General features: G+C 69.4%; 22 protein-coding genes and 1 pseudogene. 10 read left to right on the top strand and 13 right to left on the bottom strand.

What is annotated here, in order from left to right; genetic code table 11:
• Nucleotides 1-7 precede the first annotated feature (7 nt).
• Entirely contained in the window at nucleotides 8-865 is an 858-nt protein-coding gene (locus tag ACFYM0_RS12850) for a universal stress protein (protein WP_388500081.1), read from the top strand.
• A complete protein-coding gene (locus ACFYM0_RS12845; protein WP_388500078.1) occupies nucleotides 865-3,474 on the top strand; it encodes a cation-translocating P-type ATPase in 2,610 nt (869 codons plus the stop codon). The genes ACFYM0_RS12850 and ACFYM0_RS12845 overlap by 1 nt, the downstream gene beginning before the upstream one ends.
• A 120-nt stretch (nucleotides 3,475-3,594) precedes the next feature.
• Here ACFYM0_RS12845 and ACFYM0_RS12840 read toward each other — a convergent pair whose 3' ends face one another.
• Both ACFYM0_RS12840 and ACFYM0_RS12835 read right to left on the bottom strand, forming a co-directional pair.
• On the bottom strand, nucleotides 3,595-3,864 hold the full coding sequence (locus tag ACFYM0_RS12840; RefSeq protein WP_388500075.1) for a hypothetical protein: 270 nt from the start codon (nucleotides 3,862-3,864) through the stop codon (nucleotides 3,595-3,597).
• A 137-nt stretch (nucleotides 3,865-4,001) separates the two neighbouring features.
• Entirely contained in the window at nucleotides 4,002-4,598 is a 597-nt protein-coding gene (locus tag ACFYM0_RS12835) for a hypothetical protein (protein WP_388500073.1), read from the bottom strand.
• Between the two features lie 366 nt (nucleotides 4,599-4,964).
• Between ACFYM0_RS12835 and ACFYM0_RS12830 the strand changes: the two genes are divergently transcribed.
• Nucleotides 4,965-5,276 (top strand): hypothetical protein, encoded by a 312-nt coding sequence (locus ACFYM0_RS12830; protein ID WP_388500070.1) that lies wholly within the window; start codon nucleotides 4,965-4,967, stop codon nucleotides 5,274-5,276.
• Nucleotides 5,277-5,279: 3 nt separating this feature from the next.
• On the opposite strand, the gene ACFYM0_RS12825 is transcribed toward ACFYM0_RS12830, so the two are convergent.
• The 4 genes from ACFYM0_RS12825 to ACFYM0_RS12810 form a co-directional block, all read right to left on the bottom strand.
• Nucleotides 5,280-5,996 carry a GAF and ANTAR domain-containing protein gene (locus ACFYM0_RS12825; protein ID WP_388500068.1) on the bottom strand — a complete coding sequence of 239 codons (717 nt, stop codon included), beginning with the start codon at nucleotides 5,994-5,996 and terminating at the stop codon, nucleotides 5,280-5,282.
• A gap of 18 nt (nucleotides 5,997-6,014) precedes the next feature.
• A complete protein-coding gene (locus ACFYM0_RS12820) occupies nucleotides 6,015-6,611 on the bottom strand; it encodes a GAF and ANTAR domain-containing protein (protein WP_388500066.1) in 597 nt (198 codons plus the stop codon).
• A gap of 134 nt (nucleotides 6,612-6,745) precedes the next feature.
• Nucleotides 6,746-7,345, bottom strand: a complete 600-nt coding sequence (locus ACFYM0_RS12815; protein ID WP_388500064.1) for a hypothetical protein — start codon at nucleotides 7,343-7,345, stop codon at nucleotides 6,746-6,748.
• 65 nt (nucleotides 7,346-7,410) lie between these two features.
• A complete protein-coding gene (locus tag ACFYM0_RS12810) occupies nucleotides 7,411-7,794 on the bottom strand; it encodes an STAS domain-containing protein (protein ID WP_388500062.1) in 384 nt (127 codons plus the stop codon).
• 1,138 nt (nucleotides 7,795-8,932) lie between these two features.
• Between ACFYM0_RS12810 and ACFYM0_RS12805 the strand changes: the two genes are divergently transcribed.
• The 5 genes from ACFYM0_RS12805 to ACFYM0_RS12785 all read left to right on the top strand — a co-directional run bounded on the left by ACFYM0_RS12805 (nucleotide 8,933) and on the right by ACFYM0_RS12785 (nucleotide 13,933).
• The gene (locus ACFYM0_RS12805) at nucleotides 8,933-9,139 is read left to right on the top strand and encodes a hypothetical protein (RefSeq protein WP_388500061.1); all 207 of its coding nucleotides are present in this window, start codon (nucleotides 8,933-8,935) and stop codon (nucleotides 9,137-9,139) included.
• A gap of 680 nt (nucleotides 9,140-9,819) precedes the next feature.
• Nucleotides 9,820-10,266 (top strand): hypothetical protein, encoded by a 447-nt coding sequence (locus tag ACFYM0_RS12800; protein WP_388500059.1) that lies wholly within the window; start codon nucleotides 9,820-9,822, stop codon nucleotides 10,264-10,266.
• Nucleotides 10,267-11,417: 1,151 nt separating this feature from the next.
• Nucleotides 11,418-11,891 carry an ATP-binding protein gene (locus tag ACFYM0_RS12795; RefSeq protein ID WP_388500057.1) on the top strand — a complete coding sequence of 158 codons (474 nt, stop codon included), beginning with the start codon at nucleotides 11,418-11,420 and terminating at the stop codon, nucleotides 11,889-11,891.
• A 1,117-nt stretch (nucleotides 11,892-13,008) separates the two neighbouring features.
• Nucleotides 13,009-13,326 carry an STAS domain-containing protein gene (locus tag ACFYM0_RS12790; protein ID WP_388500055.1) on the top strand — a complete coding sequence of 106 codons (318 nt, stop codon included), beginning with the start codon at nucleotides 13,009-13,011 and terminating at the stop codon, nucleotides 13,324-13,326.
• Between the two features lie 424 nt (nucleotides 13,327-13,750).
• Complete coding sequence (locus ACFYM0_RS12785; RefSeq protein WP_388500053.1) at nucleotides 13,751-13,933, top strand: hypothetical protein; 183 nt, start codon at nucleotides 13,751-13,753, stop codon at nucleotides 13,931-13,933.
• A 26-nt stretch (nucleotides 13,934-13,959) separates the two neighbouring features.
• Here the strand turns inward: ACFYM0_RS12785 and ACFYM0_RS12780 are convergent, their stop codons facing one another.
• Complete coding sequence (locus ACFYM0_RS12780) at nucleotides 13,960-14,451, bottom strand: DUF1269 domain-containing protein (protein WP_388500051.1); 492 nt, start codon at nucleotides 14,449-14,451, stop codon at nucleotides 13,960-13,962.
• Nucleotides 14,452-14,701: 250 nt separating this feature from the next.
• Between ACFYM0_RS12780 and ACFYM0_RS12775 the strand changes: the two genes are divergently transcribed.
• Nucleotides 14,702-15,148 carry a hypothetical protein gene (locus ACFYM0_RS12775; RefSeq protein WP_388500050.1) on the top strand — a complete coding sequence of 149 codons (447 nt, stop codon included), beginning with the start codon at nucleotides 14,702-14,704 and terminating at the stop codon, nucleotides 15,146-15,148.
• An 81-nt stretch (nucleotides 15,149-15,229) separates the two neighbouring features.
• On the opposite strand, the gene ACFYM0_RS12770 is transcribed toward ACFYM0_RS12775, so the two are convergent.
• The 5 genes and pseudogenes from ACFYM0_RS12770 to ACFYM0_RS12750 form a co-directional block, all read right to left on the bottom strand.
• Nucleotides 15,230-16,489 (bottom strand): arginine deiminase, encoded by a 1,260-nt coding sequence (locus ACFYM0_RS12770; protein ID WP_388500049.1) that lies wholly within the window; start codon nucleotides 16,487-16,489, stop codon nucleotides 15,230-15,232.
• 76 nt (nucleotides 16,490-16,565) lie between these two features.
• On the bottom strand, nucleotides 16,566-18,026 hold the full coding sequence (locus ACFYM0_RS12765) for a basic amino acid/polyamine antiporter (protein ID WP_388500044.1): 1,461 nt from the start codon (nucleotides 18,024-18,026) through the stop codon (nucleotides 16,566-16,568).
• A 41-nt stretch (nucleotides 18,027-18,067) separates the two neighbouring features.
• Nucleotides 18,068-19,615 carry a Na+/H+ antiporter NhaC gene (gene nhaC / locus ACFYM0_RS12760; RefSeq protein ID WP_388500041.1) on the bottom strand — a complete coding sequence of 516 codons (1,548 nt, stop codon included), beginning with the start codon at nucleotides 19,613-19,615 and terminating at the stop codon, nucleotides 18,068-18,070.
• A gap of 72 nt (nucleotides 19,616-19,687) precedes the next feature.
• A pseudogene (locus tag ACFYM0_RS12755) lies at nucleotides 19,688-19,864 on the bottom strand (MerR family transcriptional regulator); the annotation flags it as partial.
• Nucleotides 19,865-19,922: 58 nt separating this feature from the next.
• Nucleotides 19,923-20,477, bottom strand: coding sequence for a TIGR00730 family Rossman fold protein (locus tag ACFYM0_RS12750; RefSeq protein ID WP_388500039.1), 555 nt, complete (start codon nucleotides 20,475-20,477; stop codon nucleotides 19,923-19,925).
• A 221-nt stretch (nucleotides 20,478-20,698) separates the two neighbouring features.
• Between ACFYM0_RS12750 and ACFYM0_RS12745 the strand changes: the two genes are divergently transcribed.
• Nucleotides 20,699-22,120, top strand: coding sequence for a KamA family radical SAM protein (locus ACFYM0_RS12745; RefSeq protein ID WP_388500037.1), 1,422 nt, complete (start codon nucleotides 20,699-20,701; stop codon nucleotides 22,118-22,120).
• Here ACFYM0_RS12745 and ACFYM0_RS12740 read toward each other — a convergent pair.
• Nucleotides 22,055-23,065, bottom strand: coding sequence for a hypothetical protein (locus tag ACFYM0_RS12740; RefSeq protein ID WP_388500035.1), 1,011 nt, complete (start codon nucleotides 23,063-23,065; stop codon nucleotides 22,055-22,057). The two genes, ACFYM0_RS12745 and ACFYM0_RS12740, sit on opposite strands and share 66 nt — an antisense overlap.
• Nucleotides 23,066-23,077: the final 12 nt, after the last annotated feature.

The following is a 23,077-nucleotide window of genomic DNA, read 5'->3' as shown; positions in this document are numbered from 1 at the left end:
GGAGAACATGACAGGCCGTGAGATCGTCGTCGGCATCGACCCGGTCAGGGACTGGCACATGGCCCTGGCCTGGGCCGCCGACGAGGCGCACCGCCGGGCACTGGGACTGGGTCTCGTACTGGCGGTGCCACCGCAACACGACACCCAGCACGCCGACGGGACCACGCACCGCATCGACCTGCGCCGGACCGGATCGGAAACCCTCGAAGCGGCCGCCGTGTGGACGCGCTCGCGTCACCCGGATCTCGAACCGTCCGCCCACCTGCTCGACGGGCTTCCGGCCCCCGTACTCGGCCGGCTTTCCCTGAAGGCCCCCATGCTGGTGCTCGGCTCGCGACACCTCAGCCGCACCGAGGAGTTCCTCAGTGCCGGTTCGCTGGTGGTGCCCGTCGTCGCGCAGGCACACTGTCCGGTCGTGGTCGTCGGTGATGCGGAGCACGTCAGCCAGCAGTCGCCGTACATGGTCGTCGCGGTCGACGGCAGCGAGTCGTCGAAGGCGGCGCTGGCCGTGGCCTTCGAGGAAGCGAGCGTACGCGGATGCGCCCTGCGGGCGATCTCGGTGTGGCACCAGCCCCTGCTCTCGTTCCAGGACAAGAACGTCGGTCTCCAGGCGCAGCGCCGCATGCTGTCCGAGACCGTTGCCGGCTGGACGGAGAAGTACCCGGACGTCGCACTCACCCACGAAGTGCTCGCAGGCCACCCGGTCGAGGAGCTCGCGAAGGCAGCCGAACACGCCCTGGCCCTGGTGCTGGGCCGCCGCGGTAACGGGGGCTACACCGGCATGCGGCTCGGCTCCGTCGTCCACGGACTGCTGCACCGGGCGCACTGCCCCGTCGTCACGGTCCCCGTCGCGCAAGGGGCCTGATGTCCGCGCCCGCGGCCAGCCAAGCACCCGCCGCCCCGCCGAAGCCCGGCGGACTCACGGAACGGGAAGCCGAGCGCCGCCTCGTCGAACACGGCCGCAACGAAATCGCCGCCCAGTCGCCGACACCCCTGTACGCACGGGTCTTGGCACAGCTCCGAGACCCCCTGGTCATGGTCCTGATCGGCGCGGTCCTGCTCACGATCGCCATCGGCGACCACGCCGACTCCATCGTCATCGGCCTGGTGATCCTCTTCAACACCACCGTCGGCGTGACCCAGGAGATCCGCGCCGACAACGCGGTGGCCGCCCTCTCGGCCATGTCGGCCCCGGGAGCACGCGTACTGAGGGAGGGCACGCCACGCGAAGTCCCCGCCACCGACGTCGTACCCGGTGACGTGCTCCTCCTCGGCGAAGGCGACATCGTCGCCGCCGACGCCGAACTCACCGAGGCATCGGCCCTCCTCGTCGACGAGTCCATGCTCACCGGCGAGTCCGTCGCGGTGGACAAGGATCCGGGTACGACCCTGAGCGCCGGAACGGTCGTCGTACGGGGGAGAGGCGTGGCCACCGTACGGGCGACCGGCGCGGCCAGCGCACTCGGCCGTATCGCCGCCCTCCTCGACGGCGGACGGGAGCCGACCCCGCTGCAACACCGCCTCGCCTCCTTCGGCCGGATCCTTGCCGCTGCCACCCTCGGACTCTGCCTGGTCGTCTTCGTACTCGGCCTCCTGCAAGGCCAGCCCGTCGGGATCATGGCAGTGACCGCCATCAGCCTCGCGGTCGCCGCGGTACCGGAATCCCTGCCTGCCGTCGTCACCCTCGCCCTCGCCCTCGGCGCCCGCCGCATGGCCACCCGGCACGCGCTCGTACGCCGCCTTCCCGCCGTGGAGACGCTCGGTTCCGTATCGGTCCTCGCCACGGACAAGACCGGCACCCTCACCGAGGGCCGCATGGTGGTCCAGCAGGTCTGGATGCCCCATGCCACGGCCGATCTTTCCGGCGTCGGCTACGAGCCGGAAGGCGAGGTCCTGATCGCCGGCCGACGCCCGACGCCGGCGGAATGGGATCGCCTACGGGAACTGCTGACCGCGGCGGCGCTCTGCAACGACGCCTCGATCCGGCCACCGGCGGGACTTGCCCCGCCTGACGACCGCTGGACCGCCACGGGTGATCCCACCGAGGCGGCCCTCCTGACGGCTGCGGCAAAGGCGGGCTGTGCCGATCGGGCCACCCTCCACGAAAGCCACCCGCGCGCGGGCGAAGCCCCTTTCGACAGCCTGCGCAAACGCATGACCACCCTGCACACCACGCCCGAGGACCGGGTGCTCGTGTGCCTGAAGGGCGCGCCCGAAGCGATCCTCGACCCCGCCGTCCTCGCCGACCCCACGGACCTGCTCCAGACAGCGCAACAACAGGCCGCGCTGCTGGCCGCCCATGGCTTCCGTGTCCTCGCCATCGCCTCCGGGATGCGAAAGGACATCCCGGACCTCCCTGCCGACGCCGAGTCGGGCCTCCACCTGCTCGGCCTGGTCGCCATCAGCGACCCGCCCAAGACGGAGGCCGCGGCCACGATCGCCGCATGCCGGGCCGCGGGCATCACCCCCGTCCTCATCACCGGCGACCACCCCGCCACCGCGCGCGCCGTGGCGACCCGGGTCGGACTGCTCACTGCCGGTAGTTCGCACGAGGACGTGGTCACAGGTGCGGACCTCGCCTCAGGCCGGGTCACGGACCTCACCGCTGTCAGGGTGTTCGCCCGTACGACTCCGCGGCAGAAGCTGGACATCGTAGAAGCCTGGCGCTCCCACGGCGCCGTCACCGCGATGACCGGCGACGGCGTGAACGACGGACCCGCCCTGCGACAGGCCGACATCGGCGTCGCGATGGGCGCGCGCGGCACGGAGGTCGCGCGCCAGGCCGCCGACCTCGTCCTCACCGACGATGAACTGTCCACGGTCGTCGCGGCGGTCGAGGAGGGACGCCGCGTCTATGACAACATCCGGCGCTTCCTCGTGTACGGCCTGGCCGGCGGAGCGGCCGAGATCCTCGTCATGCTCACAGGCCCCCTCATCGGTCTCCCCCTGCCCCTGCGGGCCGGACAGATCCTTTGGATCAACCTCCTCACCCATGGCCTCACCGGTGTGGCCATGGGCGCCGAACCCGTCGCACCAGGTGCCATGAACAGGCCGCCCCGCCCGCCCGGACAGCACATCCTCGGCGCCGGCGCCTGGCAGCGGCTGCTCCTCCTCGCCACCGTGGTCACCGCTTCTTGTCTCGCAGCGGCTCTCCTCGCCCGCGCCTGGAACCTGCCCTGGCAGAGCGTGCTCTTCCTCGCCCTGCTCGCCGCCCAGCTCGGAGTGGTCCTGGGCCTGCGAGCCCGCCTGCTGACCAGGGAGAACCTCTTCCTCCCCAGCGCAGTCCTCGCCTCCGCCCTCCTCGCAGCAGCGGCGCTCTACCTCCCCGCACTCCGGTCGATCCTGGAGACCGAACCGCTCAACGCGACCGGCATCGGGCTGGCAGCAGCCACAGCCCTGACCGGATTCACCGCGGCCCGCTGCGTACGGTCCGCGTTCCACACGCCGGGCGTGGGCTCCAATTCCGGCGAGTGAACCCCGGTCGGGACCGCACGCTTCGTTCGTGCGATGACGACGAGAGGCCGGCGGGGGCGGCCCGTCGGGGAGGACGGGCCGCCCCCGCCGGCTGTCAGGGGCCGGTCGGAGCGGGAGCGCTCACATGCGCAACAGGCGCAAGGTGATCTCCCGGTACTGGCGCAGGGCGAGTCGCAGGTCTTCCGTCTCGGCTTCGGATCCGAGGTTGCGGTGGGTGGAGTCGATGACGCGTCGGCGCTCGACGAGCGCTGCTGTCACGCGGGTGGTGGCGTCGGCGAAGGCGGTGTCGGCTTCGTCGACCGCTTCGCGCGGGCTCCGGACGAAGGTGCCGAGGGCGTGCTGGAGGCGGAGGGTCAGCCGGTCCCGGTCGCTCTGTGCGAGCAGCGACACGAAGGCCGGGATGTCCGCGCGGGTCTCGGGCGGCCCCTCGGGTGGCAGGGGCCGTGGAACCGGGCCCCCACGCGGATCGTGCCGTCCGGGGAGCGGACCGGGGGGCGGGAGTTGCTGTGCGCGTTCCTGGTCGTAGGTCATCGAGGGTCGCTTCCCCGGGCGTGGTCGCGCTGTGGACGGTGTCGGCCCGAGTCGGCCGGCTGCTCTGCGACCAGCGCGTCGAAGAGCTCCCCCGCCCCGGTCATGGCCCTGCGGTTCTCCTCCGTGCTGCCGCGGCCGCGGGCGGCTCCGTGCAGGGCGCGATAGCCGTCGACGTGCTGCGCGTGGTGGACGGAGAGCGCGGCGATCCGCTCTTCGAACGGCCCGTCGGCCGGGAAGCCCCGGTCCGCGGTCAATCGCGCCAGCAGCGCGTCTGCCTCGGCGACCGCCTCCTGAGGGGAATCGACGAACCGTTTCTGGATTCCGGCCCATTGGACCGCGTACTGCTCACGGGAACCCGGCGAGAGCGGCCGTTCCCTGACGGATCCGTGCTGCTTCAGGCGTTGGCCGAGTTCTCGGTCCGCGGCCTTGGTGTCCCCTTGGTGGCGGGTCACGAGGCGTTCGTACTCGGGGCCGAAGCGCCGTTTCAGACCGCCCCCCATCCGGCGGTGGCCGAGCGCGGCCAGGAGGACGGCCGCCACCACGACAAGGGTCGCGACGACGAGGGCCGCGATGATGATCACGGCCCTGGACATGGCGGCTCCCCGCTGTCCCCGGCTCGTAAGTCGTTCTGCTGCATACGCGTCGACTCTCCTCGGTTGATGGCGCGTTGGTGCCGGCAGGAGGAGGAAATCCGGAAGGGCACGGCCGGGACCTGCACAGCGGTCACAGGGGGTGATACCTGCGTTCCGCGGGGTCCGGGCGAAGCGGAGGGTCGGAAGGCCTGGCTCCGGAGCTTTCCGGGCGGTACGGCCCAACACCGTCTGGGTCAGTGAACGCCGGGGGGTGTCGCCTGTCAATGGGCCCGACGACTGTCGCTGGGCTCCCCGGGAGACTAGGCTGCGGGGTGAAGCCCTGGTCCCCGGCAGCGATGATCTGTTCCGCTGTGGAAGGGACCGCTCGTGTCCGTACTGCTTCTCGTGCTCTTGGTGGCTCTGCTCATCCTCGGCTCCTCCAACCACCTGCTGTGGGTGGCCGCTGCCGTATTGCTCTTCACACTCGTGCACCGTGGACGGCGAGGTGGCTCGGGACGGCAGGACGACCATCGGGGCTACGGCGACCGCCACGGCTACGACGACTACGGCGACTACCGGGACCACCGTGACCAGCAGCACCGCTGGGACCGCCGCTATGCCCGACAGCACCGTGGCCGCCAGGGCCGTGAAAACCGCCGAGACCGCGACCGCGACCGCGACCGCGAAGAACCGCACTGACCGTCAGATGGCCAGGTCGGCAAGGGGTTCGGTTCCGTCGATGAAAGCGCCGGCCAGGTCGGACAGGCGCCGGTTGTGCGAGCGGGCGTAGCTGCGCAGTGCGGTGAAGGCCTCCTCCATGCCGATGCCCTGGCGTTCGGCGAGTTTGCCCTTGGCCTGCTCGATCAGCACACGGCTGTTCAGCGCGGACTGCAACTGCTCGTTGAGCACCGTGCTTTGCTGGGAGGAGCGTTGTTGAAGGAGGCTGATGGTGGCGACGTCGGCCAGGGCCTGAGCGACGGGCGTGGCGGCCGGATCGAAGGGGCCGGGACGGGCGCGGAACAGGTTCAGCGCTCCGACGACCTCGTCCCGCAGGCGCATCGGCAGGGCCTGGACCGCCGAGTACCCGCTGTGGCGGGCCTGCGCGGTGAAGCGCGGCCAGCGGGCGGATTCCGTGCTCAGGTCCGGGATGGTGACGGGGGCGCCGGTGTGGAAGCACTCGAGGCACGGGCCTTCGTCGTTCTGGAGCTGAAACAGTTCGAGGAGGCGGACCTGCTCGTCGGAGGCGGCCATCACGCGGAGTTCGCCGTTGTGGTCGGCGAGGAGCACGCCGGCCGCGTTCACGTCGAGCATGCCGACACATCTGTCGGTCAGCATGCGGAGGAAGTCGATCAGGTCGAAGTCCGCGACCAGGTTGTCCGCAAGTTCGACGAATGCCTTGGCGAGGAGCTGTTCATTCATCGGGTACACCTTCTGTTGTCAGCCATCGTCGGCGGCGCTCCGTTCCTCGTCCGCGTCCCGGTCCGGCGACAGCCGCAGTCTGCGGGCCACCACATCGGCCGCCACTTCGGCGAGCCGCCGTCCGTGGGCGTAGGCGTAGGCGCGCAGACGGACGAACGCCTCCTCGATGCCCACACCGAGCTGAACGGTGAGCATGCCGGTGGCCTGGTCGATCTCGGCCCGGTAGCCCCCGAGTTCCTCCCCGCCCACCCCGTCGATCCGGGCCCCGAGGAGTACGAGCGTGGCGGTGTCCGCGAACACCATGGCATCGGCCAGTGCCGCGGAGTCCAGCTCGCCCGGCACACCGGAGTAGAGGTCCAGTACACCGGGGCTGATCCCACCGATCCGCAAGGGGAACGCGAACACCGCCACCGCACCGGCGGTGACGGCTTCCAGGGCGAAGAAGGGCCATCGGAGCCGTTCCCCGTCGGCCCGCAGATCGGGCACCAGGACGGCCGAACCGAAGGCGAAGGCATCTGCACCCGGGCCCTCGCCCAGCGTGAGCTGGAGTTCTTCGATCCGCTCGCTCACCAGGCCGGTGGCGTACAGGGGATGGCCGGCCGAGTCCTTGGACATGGCCGACACTCCTGCTCCGTCGATCGGAAGCGCGGCCACCGCAGCCGTGCATACGTCCATCACCGCGATCCGTTCGCCGCGCCGAGCCGCCTGCTCGGCGACCAGTACCCGGATCCTGGCCGACCGGCCACCCGTCACCGCTGCGGCCGCCGGGTGCCTGCGGGGAGTCTCTGGCCGGACGCACCTGCCGGCGCCCTCCCGAGCGGCAGCACCAGCGCCCGGTGCCGTGTGGTGCCGGGCGGCCTGTGGACCTCGCCGACCTCGCGCCATCCCCAGGACCGGAAGGCTGCCAGGCTCCTGACGTCGGACTCGGGTACCAGGGTGGCACCGAGCGACGCACCGTGCTCGTCCAGCAGCCGCTCCTGCAGCCGTCGGCCGAGGATGAGGGCCTGGCCGTGCGGGGCGACCACGATGTCGGTGACTGCGAAGACGCGGCCGGAGGCGGTGAGTTGTTCGATGTCCCGGGGAAAGGGGCCGAGGAATCCCCTCCACCAGGAACCGTCGCGCCGCAGGGGGAAGCCGAAGACGCATCCCAGCAAGGTGGCACGCTCCGCGACCAGCATGGCGAATCCGGGTCGCCGGACATCGCCGGTGAGGCGGTGGAGGAAGGCTTCCCGGCTGCTGTGGGCCGTACCCGCCAACAGGTGGGAGGACTCCACGTACAGGTCCGCGACGTCCTCCCTCAGTGCCTCGGCCTGCCACCGGTTCAGCCGCCGCAGGCGGATCGCGGCCATGTCCTCGGGACCGTACGGAGCTCCGCGGCGGCCCCCCTGAGAAGGCCCCAGCGGCGACGTGTCCGTCACCGCACACCACCCGGGGCGGCGGGGAGTGCAGGGACGGCGGGGAAGGCGGGGTCGGCGGGAGCGGGACGGTCGCCGAGCAGGAATCCGGAACGGGTGATGTCGATGATCCGGACCAGTGCGGGCGGCGGGTGGTGCAGCCTCAGGGTTCCTCCGGCCGCTGTGATGCGCCACCATGCGGCAAGGAGGACGCCCAGGGCACTGCAATCGCAGAAGGTGACGGCGGACAGGTCGATGTCGATGGCGCGGACGCCTTCCTGCGGGTGTCGCGCCAGTGCCGCGCGCAGCGAGTGGACGGTGGATATGTCGAGCTCACCGGCAGGAGCGATCAGTACCCGGCCGTTCTTGTCGTACCTGTGGGCGTTCGTATCGGGGACACGCATGATGGGGTGCCTCGGTTCGGGACCAGCCGGGTACGTACCGGTCGGAGCCGGACTCTCCGGCTCCTCCTGTCGCTTCCCGGTGCGGGTGTGCGCGCGGCGGGCAAGGCCGGTCCGGCAACCTGCGTTCCAGGAAGGGGACGGACCAAGCCCTCGAATGCGCCGGGGCCGGCGGATCGTGACCGGGCCGCGACGCGCAAATCTGGCAGACAACGCGCCGTCAGGGTCTGGAACGGGAACGCTCTGTTCGCAGCATAGCCCGGTGCCGGTATCAGCGGAGGGGCGCAAGCAGGCCGCTTTTGGCTGGTTGCCGACCGGCGTGTGGGCGCACCGACGCGCGCCCCACCTCGAGCCGCAGGCGCAGATCCCAATCCGGGTGCGCGGGCGTCGGGGACGCCGAGTCCGGCGCGGTCCAGGTCGGGGCCGCGAGAGGCCGGGGCCGTCTGCCTCGTCGTCATCGAGCCAGTGGCCGCCGTCGGAGAGGCAGCGGAACCCGTGGTGCTGGTTGCTGGTTGCTGGTTCACCGGGGAGGCGGCCGTGACCGCGCGGCTTCCGTCGGAGCGCTCTGCCATGGGGTGACCCGCCGGGACCGTGCGGCCGAGCGGGCGACCGTTGTAGCGGGTGGCGTAACCACCATCCGAGGTGGGCGATGGCTGCTGCTGTCAGACGGATGTTGATGGCGACGCCGGGTTGGAGGTGTGGGTGTCCTGCTGCCGGGCGGGTTGCATTCTGTTCAGGGGGTGGGATTTTCCGCCGCGGGGTGGGGATGGCTAGCTCATGCTCGATGATTTTGCGCTCCCACTCTCCTGTTCCTTCTGTGGTGCCACAGGCCGGCACGGCGATACCCGCACGGTGTACGTCTCGCAGGGCCACGTGTCGGTGACCTGGCATTCGGATGGGTGTCCTCATCTGATGGCGGACCGGATCCTGGCCGAGCGGGAGTGAAAATCCCCGCCCCCGGCTCTGGTGACGCTTGTGCCTGCCGGATCGTTTCAGCTGACGTGATTGAAAGATTCCGTTTCATGTGGCTCGGCTATCACCCCACCACGGCCTGCAACCCACTTCACCAGCTCCTTCACCGGCTCCCGCCGCGGGCGGTTCTCCCCGTCGCCCCGTCTCCATACCGGCAGTCGGTGTGAGGGTGGGGCCCTTCTACTGGTGCCGTTCGTGCCGACAGCCCCTCTACGTCACCAGCTCAGCCTCCACCCTGGTCGGCCGGGCCTGGGAGATCGACCACCAGCAGCCCGGCGATTGCGCCAACGGGCACCTGATGCCCCTGACCGGAACGGCGGCCGTCCCGGAAGATCTGCCCAACGCGCCGCGCGTCCTGAGCCTCTTCGTCCCGTGAGCCCGCCGCCAGCGCCGACACCTGGTGGACCCCGACGCCGCCGTCCGGGTGGAAGGGCCGCGGAGTGGTGACGGGTGGGTCACGGCCCGCCACGACATCCTGCGTAGGGTCGTTGGGCTGGGTATGGACCAGAGAAACGTTCCAGCGCAGCGCGGTTTCACTGACCCGCGGGCAGGCGGCGGGTGGGTTTCGGAGTCGCCGATCTACGACGCCATTGAGCGGCAGTGGCTGTGCGAGGGTCGAGAGGTTCCCGGCGGACAGGAGCCTGCACCACGAGACGGGCGCCGGCCCGCAGGTGTGGATATCTTCCACCGCGGCTGATCGGCCCCAGGCTCATCCGCCGACGGCCCCACGGCCGGGACGCTTAGCTCGAAGGGAAGGGGGGCTTGGGGGCACCCTGTTCGGTGACCCGGATGTGACGCAGATGCTGGAGCAATGGTCTTCGGCGCTGGAGAAACACCCGGCCACTGAGCGGATCGGCACTGCCGGGAACGCATGTGGAGCGTTCGTGGGAGCCGTAGGGCGCGAGGGAGAGGAACGCGGAGACCACACTGGGCCGCCGGTTACCCCGGGCCGGGATCGCTTGGCCCTGTCGCCTTCGGGTAGGCGCTGTGTGGATCGGCGGGCTTCCGCCGGCCGCAGCTCATTCGCACGTGGCAGTGCGGAGCAGGGAGTGCTCCATGATCCTCATACTCGGTCTCATCCTGTTGATCGCTGCGCTGATCCTCGCCGTGGCAGGGGTCATGGCGAATCTCGGCAGCGCCCACGAGCTCACCAACGACTTCTCCGTCTTCGGCTACCACGTCACCAGCTCGACCGGTGCGCTGTTCCTCTACGGCATCGCTGTCGGCGCGGCCGCCGTCCTGGGCCTCGCACTCGTCCTGGCGGCGGCCCGCCGGGCCTCCCGCCGCAACCGCCTCGCCCGCCACGATGCTTCCCTCACCTCGAAGCGGGAGAGCGCGGTCGTGGACCGCGAACGCGAGGACCTCATCGCGCAGCGCGACGCGGCCCGCGCGCAAACCGCCCAAGCCCTCGGCGAAGACCGCCCCACCCCGACGGCCGCCCCGGCCACGGGTCGCAGGCGCGCCAAATGGTTCGGCGGGCACAGCGATCCTCGCCGGCCCTAGGCCGCCCCAAGCCCTCTGGTCACGGGGGCGCTGACCCTTCGAGCACTGGCTGCGCCGGTCAACGGGGGAGGAGGGCGCGTACGGTCTCTACGCCCTCGGGCCCGGGCGTGAACGTTCCGTCGTTTTGTCGGGCCGTGCCTGCCCGGGCGTTGTGCCCCGCCCTCAGCTGTCGAACCCAACGACACCCGAATACCTGAGTAACGGGCACCTGGAAATCTATGTTGGTCGGAGTAGACATTGGGCTGTGTCGTGGTTATGGTTTCTCTCGTAGCCCAGAGAGACAGCAGGGCCGGGCAGAGACGAACTGCCGGGCAGTAGTACTCGCAGTACCCGCAGTACCCGTGGTTGCAGTACGTAGGACGGTGCGGTGGTGGAGTGTCGAAGCCAGAGCATGTGTAGGACGGCGACGGGACTGGCGGCCGGACCGGGTGGCCCGCGGTGATCAGGGGCCGCCATGAAGCAGTACCGCAGTTGACGCAGGTGGCAGTACCCGCAAGTGCAGTACGCAGTTCCAGTAGTGCAGGCAGCACCCAGCAGTGAAGTCGGTAGAGCAGTACCTCGGTGAAGGCGTCGGCTGCGGGCGCGCGCACCGGGAGGTTCGGCAGTGGGGTTCTAAGCCAGAGCAGACGCAGGACGGGCGACGGGGCTGGCTGCCGAAAACGTGGCGCTTGGCCAGGCCATGAGCAGGTCGAAGTACGGAAGTAGGCATCACCAGCAGTACGCATTCCCCCGCATGAATAGTTGATCACGAGGGACGAACGGAGGAGCCGAGCGCCATCAGGATCGCCCGGACGGAGTGTTGAGTCCGGGTACCGCAGGACATCGATAGTGAGGTGGTCTCCGGTCAAGCAACCGCGATCCGCGCACTCCCGACAGCTTGTGAGCCGGGTGTGTGGACACAGAAGGCCGGCGCAGTTCCAGGGCCGGCAGATGGTGTAGTAGTTCCTTCGGGGCCCTGGTGCCATAGGCACCAGGGCCCCTCCGCGAGCTCGTGGACCAGGACGGCTCCCCCGCACCTGAGGGGGAGCCGTCCTGCTGTTCCGCGCCACCCGGGCGATCGGATTTTCGTTTCGTGGCTCTCGTGTAGGGCTGCCGTTTTGGGGAATCCGGCTGAAAGCAGCCGTGCGGCTTGCTCAGGATGAGGGTGGCGTATGGCTGCTGTGGTGTTCCAAACCGAGTATGAGTTGCTGGTCAGCCGTCCGATCGTGTCGGCGATGGCCTTGGACGGCAGTGAGCCGATCGCTGGTGCCAGGCGTGCTGCCCGCAGTTTCATGACCGACGTACAGGCCGTTCACGGGCTTCCGGTGTCGGACCGTGCGATGAGCATGGTGGAGCTGGTGGTCAGCGAGTTGGTGACCAATGCCTACAGGTACGCGCCCGGGCCGTGCCTGCTGGAGCTGGAGGTGAGCGCCGGCGTCGTGGAGATCAGCGTGTGGGATACCGTCGCGCAGCTGCCCGCGGTGAGCCCGGCTGATCCTGGCCGGGTCGGGCAGCACGGCCTGGAGATCGCGATGGCGGTGTGTCGAAGTTTCGAAGTGCGGCGCGAGCCCGTGGGCAAGCGAGTGAAGGTCACCATAGGGCTCGTCGACGACCCCGGCGGGGACCCGGCCGGACGCCTCCTGTGATCGTGCCGGCCAGGCTTTTGCCGCACGAGTGAGGCAGCGGGACAGTCGGTCACGGCGCGGCTTTCGGCTCGCGATCGACACCCCGATCAGGGGGAGGCTGCGCGAAGCCCCGCCGTGGCGCAGCATCAGGTGTTCCCCGGTCTCGGATCGTCGGTGCCGGCCTCTGTCGACTGCCCGCGTGCGGTGCTCCGGCCTGCTGCCGGTCAACCCGGTCGGCCTCGATTTCCTCCCTGAGGAGCACTCGGATTCCTCATTGAGGTGTACGCAGAAATCTATGTTGGCCGAAGTAGACATTGGCCTGTCGTCTGGCTATGGTTTCTCTCGTAGCCCAGAGAGACCGAAGGCCTGGCAGAGACGAACTGCCAGGTGGCAGTACCCGAAGTGCAGGGAGTTGCAGTTCAGCAGTGCGGTGCGGTCGTGGAGTGTCGAAGCCAGGGTTGTTGTAGGACGGCGAAGGGACCGACGACCGGACCGGGTGGCCCGCAGTGATCAGGGGCCGCCGCGAGCAGTACCGCAGTCAACGCAGGTGGCAGTACCCGGCAGCGAAATAAGTGAGAGCAGCACCTTGGTGAAGGCGTCGGCTGCGGGCGCGCGCACCGGGAAGTTCGGCAGTGGGGTTCCAAGCCAGAGCAGACGCAGGATGGGCAACGGGGCTGGCTGCCGGAGAGCGGTGCTCTGAGAGGCCGCAGCAGTTCGCAACAACCAGCAGTACCCGCAGGTGCAGTACCCGCAGTACCCGCAGTACCGGTTGGGCAAGTGACCCCAGAGGGATGAACGGAGGAGTTGAGGAGCCATCAGGATCGCCCGGACGTCGTGTGAGTCCGGGTACCGCAGGACATCGATAGTGAGGTGGTCTCCGGTCAAGCAATCGCGATCCCCGCGTCCCCGACGGCACTCCGGTCGCGGACGCAGAAGGCCGGCGCAGTATCAGGGCCGGTAGATGGTGTAGCCAGTTCCTTCGGGGCCCTGGTGCCAAAGGCACCAGGGCCCCTCCGTGCGCGGAGGAGTCATTCGGCCGTCTCGATGACGACGATCACATCCCCCCGCCCATGCGATGGGCCGTATCCCTCGGCCCCCCCGACAAGCCGGCAAGAGGAGGCCCCCCATGGAACCGTGCGTGACGGTCTCACCGGACATCGACGGTGCCCGTGTGATCACCTGCACGGGCGAGTTCGACCAGGACACCCTAGAGCCTCTTCGCCAGGCCATCGCGGGCGCCCTTGCTGACCCGGTCCGCACGATCGTGCTGGACGTCAGCACGATCACGTTCGCCGACTCCTCCATGCTCAACGAGTTGATCCGCCTGTGGCGCACCGGTCGTCCCATGGTCCTGGCGGGCCCCCTGAACCCACAGATGGCCCGGCTCTTCGAGCTCACCTCGGCGGATCAGCTCTTCGTCATCGCCGACAGCGTCGAGGCGGCGCTCACCCTGTAACGACGAGCGCGCCCCACGATCCGCTGCCCGGCGGGTCGCAACCTTCGTCGCTGCGCTTCAAGGGCCTCCGGAAAGTCTCGTGGACCGAGCACCAGGAGCCCCGGTCAGATCAGTCGTCCGCGGCATCGGCCATCAGGCTTGCGCGGGGGCGCTGGCCGAACCGATCCGACTGCAATCAGGCCGGCAGCTCGGGGACGTCGCCCTCCATGAGAACTCCAATCGGCCCCGCTGGGTTTGTTGCTCGGCCCCAGGCCCTCGAACGCGCCGCTGAGAGGGGTGTGCTGATGCTGGCCTTGCCGATATCCCGCGTTGTGACGTGGGCCGGCGATGCCGTTCTGTGCGGGGTGCGGTCTGAGTACCACGCGCAGGGGGACTGAGTAGGGGCACCGTGGTACGGCGCGCCGGGGGCCTGTTCACTGGTGCCATGACCGAGACCAACCCCTCAGGCGCGTCAGGCCCTTCGGCGCGGCGCACGAAGCCGTGCCAGTGGTGTGGACGTCCCGTACCGCAGCGCTTCCCGGTGGTGCCCAAGCTCCATTGCGACACCCGGCACTGGATCAGCGATGTGCGCGCCAACTTCTGGCGCCGGTTCTGGGACAACCTCTGACTCCCTGGCCCCACTGCACAGCGCGCCTACGGCTGAGAGCCCGCGAGCTGCTCGGCCAGCTCACTCTCCTCCACGGCGCCGAGCGAGGTCTTCAACACCGTGCCGCCGTGCTGCCGCATGGCCTCGGCGAACCTGTCCTCCGACACGACCAGTCCCATGATCGCCACAGCCGCCGACCCAGGGACGAGGAGATCTTGAACGCGTCGGCGGAATTCCTGGTCGACACCCGACTTGCCGAGCTTCCCCAGCAGGCCGCCGACCGCGGCGCCGGCGACGAAGCCGACGCCGGGCAGCAGGAACAGCACGCCGAAGACGATGCCCCACACGGCCCCTGCCGCAGCCGAGGGGCCGATGAGACGGCTCGGCGTGTCCACGTGGGTCTCGCCCTGAACGTCCACCGACACCACCGCCAGCCCGCTCACGCTGACGACGTGATCCCGGTGAAGTTCCTGCACGGTGGCGTAGGCCCGCCGGGCCGTCCCCGGATCCTCGTATCCGATCACCATCAGCTCCGACATGAAAGCCTCCCGGTGTGGCGACGGGGCCTCAACGCACGCCAAGGCTTCCCGGGGGCTTCAGCATCCCCCCACCCGCCGCCGCACGCGCGTCGGGCGACGAGCTCAGCGACGGCTCTCCGCACCCGGTGATGCGAGCGTGGCGGAGACGGCGGGGCCGGAATGCCGATGGAGGGCTGCCGTGACACGCTGAAACGGGGGATCCCGCCGGTCCCGGCCCACCAGGCCGGCCCCGCAACCCATGGAGACCGACATGGTCAGTGACGCCAGCAGACCCCGAGCAGGCAATGCGCACCCGACCCCCTGGCATGCGCCCGCATCCGGCACCACCGTCCTGGCGGCAGCCTTGATGATCTTCGGCGGAGCCATGGCGCTATTCGAGGGGATCGCGGCCGTCACCCAAGACGACCTGTTCCTCGCGACGCGGCACTACGTGTTCGAGTTCAGTCTGGCTGGCTGGGGCTGGATCCACCTCATCCTGGGCATCGTCCTCGTTGCCGCCGGCTGCGCCGTCATCAGCGGAGCCCTCTGGGCGCGCTTCTTCGGTGTCGCCATCGCGGGGCTGGGCGCGATCGCCAACTTCCTGTGGCTGCCGTACTACCCGTTGTGGGCCCTGGTGCTCATCGCCGTCAACTTCTTCATCATCTGGGCACTGTGCACGGGCATGCACCGAGAGGCGGACACGGGCCCGACCGCCTGATCCGCAGACCCTCGCCGAGCCCGGTGGGGACCTGCGGTCGGGCGGATCCGACGGGCTACGCCGCGACGGTGCCGGGCGCCGTCAGAAGGAGACGGCGTCGCGGATGAGCGGGCAGGTCATGCAGTGTCCGCCACCACGCCCGCGCCCGAGTTCGGCGCCCACGATGGTGATGACCTCGACACCGGCCTTGCGCAGCAGCGTGTTCGTCTGCGTGTTGCGGTCGTACGTGAAGACCACGCCGGGCTCCAGGGCGACCGCGTTGTTGCCGCTGTCCCACTGCTGGCGCTCGGAGGCGTACACGTCCCCGCCTGTCTCGATGACCGTGAGGCGGGGCAGCCCGAGGCCCTTGGCCACGACGTCGACGAACGGGCTCGATCCCTCGTCCGTGATCTCGACGCCCACGGGCTTGTCGCTCGGGCGCAGGGAGAAGGTGTGCACCGCATCCATGATCTTGGGGTAGAGAGTGACGATGTCGCGGTCGGCGAACGTGAAGACGGTGTCGAGGTGCATGGCGGCGCGCAGCTTGGGCATGCCCGCGACGATGACGTGCTGGGCGGCGCCGTTCTTGAACAGGGAGGCGGCGACTTGGGTGATGGCCTGGCGGGAGGTGCGTTCGCTCATGCCCATCAGCACCACGCCGTTGCCGACCGGCATGATGTCGCCGCCCTCGAACGTGGCCTGTCCCCAGTTCTGTTCGGGATCGCCCCACCATACGGTGGAAGCCTTGAAGTCGGGGTGGAAGGTGTAGATCGCCTTCATCAGGAGGGTTTCGTCGTGCCGGGCAGGCCAGTACAGCGGGTTCAACGTGACGCCGCCGTAGAGCCAGCAGGTGGTGTCACGGGTGTAGAGGGTGTTGGGGAGGGGCGGCATCAGGTACTCCCGCGCACCGGTCGCCTCGCGGGCGAGCGCCACGTAGCCGGACCTGAAGTCGTCCGGCAGGTCGGCGGTCGACAGCCCGCCGATCAGGAAGTCGGCCAGCTCGCGCGGTGTGAGGGTCTCGAGGAAGGCCCTGGTGTCGTCGAGGAGGCCGAGTCCGACCTCGTTGGCGGTGATCTTCCGGTCGAGGAGCCAGGTCCTGGCCTCGGTCATGGCCATGGTCTCGGCGAGCAGGTCGTGCAGCTCGACGACCTCGACTCCGCGCTGGGTGAGTTTGTTGACGAAGTCCGCGTGATCGCGCTGGGCGTTCTCCACCCACATGACGTCGTCGAAGAGCAGGTCGTCCGCATTGGTGGGGGTCAAACGGCGGTGCGCGAGCCCGGGTGCGCAGACCAGGACCTTGCGGAGCCTGCCGACCTCGGAGTGGACGCCGAAGGCGGGCCGGGGGGTGCTGTCGGTGCTCAACGCGTTGCGCCTTTCGTTGGACGGATCGGTGATCGGAGCTGGGGGGTCCCGCTCGGGGGCCGGGGGCAGGTACGGATCACAGCTCGATCCAGCCCATGGCCAGAGCGAGCACTCCCACAAGAGCGCCGGCGATGGAGACGGCACAGATGACGGCCTCGCCGGGGGAGAACAGCCGTCGGCTCTGCTCACGCCGCGCCTTGACGAACAGGAACGTCGCCGGGGCGTAGAGGATGAAGGAGACCAGGACCAGCTTGAGCCCGGCGGCAAAGAGCAGGAACGCCGTGTACAGCGTGGCGATCACCGCGATCACCAGCTCCCCGCGCGTGCTCCGCCCGACCGTCTCCTCGCCGTCCGTGCCGAAGGCGACTTTTACGGCGAAGGCCGCGGCGAGCAGGAAGGGGATCAGGCTCAGGGCGCTGGTCAGGTCGAGTGCGAAGTTGAACGCGTCCTCGGAGAACATCGTGACGACCAGGACGACCTGGCTCAGGGACGTGGTCATCAGCAGCGCCGGTACCGGCACGTCCTCGGAGGTGGCCCGCCCCAGGAACCGGGGCATGTCCTTGTCCTTCGCGGCGACGAAGAGCACTTCCGCGGCCATGAGCGTCCAGGCCAGATAGGCACCGAGCACGGAGACGATGAGGCCGACGCTGACGAAGACCTTGCCCCACGTGCCGACGGCGTGCTCCAGGACACCGGCCATGGACGGCTGGCGCAGCTCGGCGATCTCGGCCATGGGCATGATTCCGTAGGACACGATGGTCACCGAGGCGAAGACGGCGAAGACGCTGAGGAATCCCAGGACGGTGGCGCGCCCGACGTCCTCGCGACGCTTGGCGTGCCGGGAGTAGACGCTCGCCCCCTCGACGCCGAGGAAGACGAAGACGGTGGCCAGCATCGTCCCGCGGACCTGGTTGAACAGTGAGCCGGCGTAGTCGGCGCCGCCCCAGTTGGCCGCGAAAACCTCCGTGTCGAGGCAGAACAGCGCGAGGGCGACGAAGACGAGGATGGGTACGACCTTCGCCACGGTCACGATCTTGTTGATCGCGGCCGCTTCCTTGACTCCGCGGCGGATCAGCAGGAAGAACGCCCACAGGCCGACCGAGGAGAGGATGACGGCGAGGAGCGTGTCCCCGTCGCCGAGCGCGGGCCAGATCGCGCCGATCGTCGACATGATGAGCACCCAGTAGGTGACGTTGCCGACGCACGCGCTCGCCCAGTAGCCGAAGGCGGAGAAGAACCCGAAGTACTCTCCGAATCCTGCCTTGGCGTAGGCGTACACGCCCGCGTCCAGGTCGGGCCTGCGCACCGCGAGGGTCTGGAACACGAACGCGAGCATCAGCATGCCCGTACCGGCGATCGCCCAGGCGATCAGGGCGCCCGCGACCCCCGTCTCCTGGGCGAAGCGGCGCGGTAGGGAGAACACACCGGCGCCGACCATCGAGCCGACCACCATCGCGGTCAATGTCAGCAGCGTCAACTTGACGGCCGGCCGGCCTGCGGTGGTCGCCGCCGCGTCGTTGGTCTCGGCGTTGCTCATGGCTTCCTTCGTCTACGACTCTCGGTGGTGGGAGCGGCCGGCTACTGGCCGATGGAGGCCCCGGACCCGGACCCGCCCTCGGATCCGGTCACCGGCCCGGCCTCGGGCGGTGCGATTTTCTCGATCTTGAACCCGGTGATGCCGTAGAGGACGCTCAGGGCGGGGCTGGCGTAGTTGAAGATCGCGAACGGGGCGTAGGTCAGGGTGGGGACGCCGAGCACCGCTCCCATGAACGCGCCGCAGGAGTTCCACGGGACGAGGGCCGAGGTGACCGTGCCGCTGTCGGCGCAGAGGCGGGACAGGTTCGTCGGTGCGAGCCCGCGCTTCTCGAACTCCAGACGGAACACCCGCGAGGGCAGAACGAGGGCGATGTACTGGTCACCGGCGACGAGGTTCAGGCCGAAGGCGCAGGCGAACACAGTGAGGAAGAGTCGGCCGGTGCTCTTCGCCGAGCGGATCAGTGGGTCCACGAGCCGGGCGATGAGGCCGAACTCCTCCAGCACGGCTCCGAAGGTGACCGCACCGATGATCAGCCAGAGGGTGAGGAGCATGCTGTCCATGCCGCCACGCGAGAGCAATCGGTCGATCAGCGGGATGCCGGACTGGATGGAGAATCCGTTCGCCATGGCGAGCCAGATTCCCTTCAGCGACTCGAGCACGACGCCTCCGGAGCCGGCGACGAAGTCCCGCATCACGGAGGGCTGCAGGAACGCGCCGAGCACGCCCGCGAAGATGGCCGAGCCGATGAGGGCGATCGAGGCCGGCACCTTCTTGACCGACAGGAAGGCCAGGAGGACCAGAGGCAGAAGGTTCAAGGGCGTGATGTGGTAGATGTCGCCGAGCCGGGCGAGCTCGATTTCCTCTCCGACCGGGTTGACCACGTCGGCACTCTTGACCAGGCCGATCACGAGGAAGACCGCGAAGGCGATGACGAACGCGGGAAGTGACGTCCAGGCCTGGCGTTTGATGTGCTCGTGGACGTCGGCCTTCACCATCTGAGCGGTCAGCACCGTCGTCTCCGACAGCGGCGAGAGCTTGTCTCCCAGGTACGCGCCCGAGATCACCGCGCCGGCCGTGATCGCCGTGGACACGCCGAGCATGTCCGCGACCCCGACCAATCCCACACCGATCGTGCCCGCGGTCGTCCAGGAACTCCCGATGCTCAGGGCGATGGCGCCGCAGATGACGGCCGTGGCCGCGTAGTACCAACTCGGTGAGAGCACCTGGATGCCGTAGTACACCAAGGTCGGGATCGTCCCGGAGAGGTTCCACACCCCGATCAGGGCGCCCACCGCCAGGAGGATGAACACCGCGCTGGTGATCGACGAAAGGGCGCGCCGGCCTGCCTGCTGCACCGCACTCCACGGATGGCCGTTCTTCATCGCCACCAGCGCTGCGGCCATTGCGCACAGCACCAGGGCCACCTGGACGGGTCCGTCCAGTGCGTCGAGCCCGAAGAGGGCCAGCGACCCGGCAACCAGCGTGGCCAGCACCACCAGGGGCACGATCGAGTCGAGCAGGGACGGCTCGCGCACGGGAGGCCCCGGCGCTTCGCCCTCTTCCTCGTCCCGCATCCCGGCCCCGTTCATGCGGGGGCACCGGCCGTGGTGCCGCACCCCTCCAACGAAGTGGAATATAGACCTAAATCAGTAGATATCTCATCATTGGGCGAGTGTCGGGCCGGTCTCCGGGGTGAGGTGGGGCAGAACTTCCCTGATCAGCCGCAGCGGCACGCCGGACTCCACCAGGAAGCGGATGACGGGCACGCGGTCGAGGGCGGAACGGCAGTAGTCCCGGTAGCCATTGGCGCCCCGGCCGGGGTCGATCAGCCCCTCCTCCTCGTAGTACCGCTGCGTCCCGCACTGACGCCGCCGGCTCTGGCGGCTTCACTGATCCTCATGTCCCGAGCAACGCCACGGGGGGTGCGGGATCTTCCAGGTAGGCGAGTGCCGCACCGGGGTCCTCGGCGAAGAAGACGAGGTCGGTCAGGGGGACGGGCAGGAATCCCTCTTCCTCCATCCGCCGGAACTGCGCCTTCAGGCCGTCGTAGAACCCTGCCGTGTTGAGGAGCACCACCGGCTTCGTGGTGTGTCCGTGCTTCTTGAGCTCCAGGATCTCGGTCGCCTCGTCCAGCGTCCCCGTCCCGCCGACCATGATCACGACAGCGTCGGCCCTGGCCAGGAGCAGCGCCTTGCGTTCGGCGAGGTCGCCGGCGATCACCATCTCGTCGGCGTTCCGGCGGGCACTGGCCGCCAGGAAGCCGACCGATACGCCCACGAGCCGGCCACCCGCCGTCTGGACGCCGTCCGCGACGACCTTCATCAGCCCGCGATCGGAGCCGCCCCACACCAGCGTGTGCCCGCCCCTGCCCAGGAGGTCGGCGAACTCCCGGGCCGGGCGGGTGTACCGCTCGTCGAGGTCGGCGGCCGAGAGGAAGACGCAGATGTTCATGCGGCAACAATACGAGGGGGTGGCCGATCGGGAGCCCGGCCCCGGCAGTCGCCGGATGTGAAGGGCGCAGGTGCTTCGGGCGGGGGAGGCGGGTCCTCGCTCGTTTCGGCCATGCCGTGCGCCTATCGGCCTACCTTCGGTCCCCGGGGCTCCGGCCTGCCCGATCCGCCTACGATCAAGGAACTTGCTCGGGTCGGCATCCTGGAACCGGAGGACCTCGTATGCCCTCAACACCTTCCGCGGACCTGGACACGGGAAGGTTCCGTGCTTATGGCGCCCGGCACGTGGACGAGCTGAGCAGGCGGTTCGCCATCCCGGACCACATCGCCCGCTCCGTCAAGTCCCTTGCCGCCGTGCTGCCGTTCCGCGTGAACGAATACGTCCTGTCCCGCCTGATCGACTGGGACGACGTTCCGGACGATCCCGTCTTCCAGATGGTCTTCCCGCAGAGCGGGATGCTCCGGGCCGAGGACGAGCGCCGGCTGGCGGCCCTCGCGGACGATCCCGGCGCACGGAAGGAACTCCGGCTCGCGGTCCAGCAGATCCGCGGCACCCTCAACCCCCACCCCTCGGGCCAGAAGCAGCTCAACGTCCCCACCCAGGACGGGGATACGGTGGCCGGGCTCCAGCACAAGTACCGCGAGACCGTCCTGTACTTCCCCGGTCAGGGGCAGACTTGCCACGCGTACTGCACCTACTGCTTCCGCTGGGCGCAGTTCGTGGGCGATGCCGATCTGCGGTTCGCCGCACCCGACCCCGGCGGCCTCGTGGACTACCTCGGCCGCCACCCCGAGGTCGACGACGTACTCGTCACCGGCGGCGACCCGATGATCATGTCGACCGAGCGGCTGCGCAGTCACCTCCGCCCGATCCTGAGCGTGCCCGGGGTCCGTACCGTACGCATCGGTACCAAGGCGGTCGCCTACTGGCCCCAGCGGTTCGTCACCGACGCGGACGCGGACGACCTGCTCCGGCTCTTCGAAGACGTCGTCGCCTCAGGGCGGAACCTCGCGGTCATGATGCACTTCACCCACCCGCGGGAACTGGAGACCGACCTCGCCCGCAGGGCCGTCGCCCGGATACGGGCCACCGGGGCCCTGGTCTACTGCCAGGCCCCCCTGGTCGCCCACGTCAACGACGACCCGCTCACCTGGAGCGCCCTGTGGCGCGCGGAACTGGCCGCGGGCGCCGTCCCCTACTACATGTTCGTCGAGCGGGACACCGGGCCGTACGAGTACTTCAAGGTGCCGCTCGCCCGCGCCCACGACATCTTCCGGTCCGCCTACCTGACCCTTCCCGGACTCGCCCGCACCGTGCGCGGACCGGTCATGTCGGCGACGCCCGGCAAAGTGGTCGTCGACGGCGTCACCGAGACCGCCCGGGGGCGCTTCTTCCAACTCCGCATGCTCCAGGCCCGCGATCCGCACCTGGTCGGCCGTCCCTTCCAGGCCCATTACTCGGAGACGGCCGCCTGGCTGGACGAACTCCGGCCCGCATCCGACACTCCCCCCGACATCTCCGCCGCATTGCGCGGCGCGAGCGCCGACGGCCTCCGTCGTGCTGCGGCGCCAGGATCCTCACCGCCCCGCTTCGGCGTCCGTGGACGGGGCGGCCGACAGCCCGAGTCGCCTGGCGGCGGCTGAAATCACCGCGTCGGCCAGTCCGGTGCCCGGGGCGAGGCCGGCCAGGACCGCCGCCTGGTGAGAGGCTCCGCCCGCGGGAAGCCCGGGAAGCCCGTTGACCTCCAGCAGGTACAGGGTGCCGTCGGGTGCGAGGCGGAAGTCGGCTCGCGCGAAGTCGTGCAGCCCCAGGGCCGATACGGCTGTGCGCGTGAGCGTACGGGCCTGTGCGGCCAAGGAGCCGGAAATGGGGGCGGGGACCTTCAGATGGCTCCAGCGGGACGGGTCCTGCTTGAGGGTGTAGTCGAACAGCCCCCCGTACGCCACGGTGTCCGGCATCGTGGTCTCGGCCACGGCCAGGGCTCCGCCCGCCGCCGTGAAATAGGGCACGGTGAGGTCGCGTCCCGGCACGTATTCCTCCACGAGCACTCCGTCCGGAAACTCCGCGAGACACCCCAGGGCACGGGCGTGCGCCTCATCGGGCGTGGCAGCAAGGGACAGCGGTCCGATGCCCTTGGAGCAGGACTCGTAGTTGGGCTTCACGATGACCGGAAACCGCAGATGGTCCAGCGGCGGGACCTGCGCTCCGTCCTTGACGAAGACCCACCCGGGGGTGGGAAGCCCGTGGGCCCGCAACACCAGTTTGGTGAGGTGCTTGTCCAGAGCCAGTGCGAGAGCCTGCGGCCCCGATCCCGTGTGGGCAAGCCCCAACTGGTGGTACAGGGCGGGGTAGAAGGACTGCCGCCACGGCCCGCTCCACCCTTCGGCGAGGTTGAACACCAGGTCGGAGCGGGCCGATCGCAGCCGGGCGACCGTGACGTCCAGCGTTCCGCTGACCTCCACGGCGACCGGTTCGTGGCCCAGGTCCCGCAGACTCGCCAGCAGCTCCTCCACCTCTTCGCGCGAGGTGAAGCCGCGCTGGCTCACCTCGTCACCGCGCCGCAGGTTGTGTGCAAGGGCAATGCGCACGGAAACCTCCTC

Origin of the sequence: Streptomyces sp. NPDC006487 (genome assembly GCF_042870555.1) — a bacterium.
Classification (GTDB): domain Bacteria; phylum Actinomycetota; class Actinomycetes; order Streptomycetales; family Streptomycetaceae; genus Streptomyces.
Note: the sequence above shows the minus strand (reverse complement) of the source record. Positions and strands in the feature narration are given on the sequence as shown.